This is a genomic window from Pseudoalteromonas sp. 2CM32C, from assembly GCF_023161925.1.
In the GTDB taxonomy this organism is placed as follows: domain Bacteria; phylum Pseudomonadota; class Gammaproteobacteria; order Enterobacterales; family Alteromonadaceae; genus Pseudoalteromonas; species Pseudoalteromonas marina.
Map to the genome: position 1 here is coordinate 1 of NZ_JALNTI010000020.1, position 1989 is coordinate 1989.

At 51.5% G+C, this 1989-nt stretch carries 1 rRNA gene; it reads left to right on the top strand.

What is annotated here, in order from left to right:
* Nucleotides 1–1970 (top strand): 23S ribosomal RNA (locus tag MTF67_RS18420); the annotation flags it as partial.
* Nucleotides 1971–1989: the final 19 nt, after the last annotated feature.

Genomic DNA, 1989 nt, shown 5'->3' on the forward strand with positions numbered 1-1989 from the left:
TATCCGGGAGACACACGGCGGGTGCTAACGTCCGTCGTGAAGAGGGAAACAACCCAGACCGCCAGCTAAGGTCCCAAAGTCATAGTTAAGTGGGAAACGATGTGGAAAGGCCCAGACAGCCAGGAGGTTGGCTTAGAAGCAGCCATCCTTTAAAGAAAGCGTAATAGCTCACTGGTCGAGTCGGTCTGCGCGGAAGATGTAACGGGGCTAAACTATGCACCGAAGCTGCGGATTCATACTTTGTATGAGTGGTAGGGGAGCGTTCTGTAAGCGGTTGAAGGTGTACCGGGAGGTATGCTGGACGTATCAGAAGTGCGAATGCTGACATGAGTAACGATAATGCGGGTGAAAAACCCGCACGCCGGAAGACCAAGGGTTCCTATCCCATGTTAATCAGGGTAGGGTAAGTCGACCCCTAAGGCGAGGCCGAAAGGCGTAGTCGATGGGAAACGGATTAATATTTCCGTACTTGGTATAATTGCGATGGGGGGACGGAGAAGGCTAAGCAAGCATGGCGATGGTTGTCCATGTGAAAGTGAGTAGGGCGTTTGTTTAGGTAAATCCGGACGAACATTAAACCTGAGACACGAGACGAGCTACTACGGTAGTGAAGTTGCTGATGCCATACTTCCAGGAAAAGCCTCTAAGCTTCAGATTATACCGAATCGTACCCCAAACCGACACAGGTGGTCAGGTAGAGAATACTAAGGCGCTTGAGAGAACTCGGGTGAAGGAACTAGGCAAAATCGTACCGTAACTTCGGGAGAAGGTACGCTCCTATCTGTGATGAGACTTGCTCTCTAAGCGGACGGGAGCCGCAGTGACCAGGTGGCTGGGACTGTTTATTAAAAACACAGCACTGTGCAAAATCGCAAGATGACGTATACGGTGTGACACCTGCCCGGTGCCGGAAGGTTAATTGATGGGGTTATCTTCGGAGAAGCTCTTGATCGAAGCCCCGGTAAACGGCGGCCGTAACTATAACGGTCCTAAGGTAGCGAAATTCCTTGTCGGGTAAGTTCCGACCTGCACGAATGGTGTAACCATGGCCACGCTGTCTCCACCCGAGACTCAGTGAAATTGAAATCGCAGTGAAGATGCTGTGTACCCGCGGCTAGACGGAAAGACCCCGTGAACCTTTACTACAGCTTGGCACTGAACATTGAACCTACATGTGTAGGATAGGTGGGAGACTTTGAAGCAGGAACGCTAGTTCTTGTGGAGTCGTCCTTGAAATACCACCCTTGTAGTTTTGATGTTCTAACGTTGGCCCCTGAATCGGGGTTACGGACAGTGCCTGGTGGGTAGTTTGACTGGGGCGGTCTCCTCCCAAAGAGTAACGGAGGAGCACGAAGGTTGGCTAAGTACGGTCGGACATCGTACGGTTAGTGTAATGGTAGAAGCCAGCTTAACTGCGAGACAGACACGTCGAGCAGGTACGAAAGTAGGTCATAGTGATCCGGTGGTTCTGAATGGAAGGGCCATCGCTCAACGGATAAAAGGTACTCCGGGGATAACAGGCTGATACCGCCCAAGAGTTCATATCGACGGCGGTGTTTGGCACCTCGATGTCGGCTCATCACATCCTGGGGCTGAAGTCGGTCCCAAGGGTATGGCTGTTCGCCATTTAAAGTGGTACGCGAGCTGGGTTTAGAACGTCGTGAGACAGTTCGGTCCCTATCTGCCGTGGGCGTTTGAGAATTGAGAGGGGTTGCTCCTAGTACGAGAGGACCGGAGTGAACGAACCGCTGGTGTTCGGGTTGTCATGCCAATGGCATTGCCCGGTAGCTACGTTCGGAACTGATAAGCGCTGAAAGCATCTAAGCGCGAAGCAGGCCTCGAGATGAGTTCTCACTAGACTTTTAAAGTCTCTGAAGGGCCGTTGAAGACTACAACGTTGATAGGCAAGATGTGGAAGTGGTGTGAGCCATTAAGCTAACTTGTACTAATTACCCGTGAGGCTTAACCATACAACGCCAAACGCGTTTT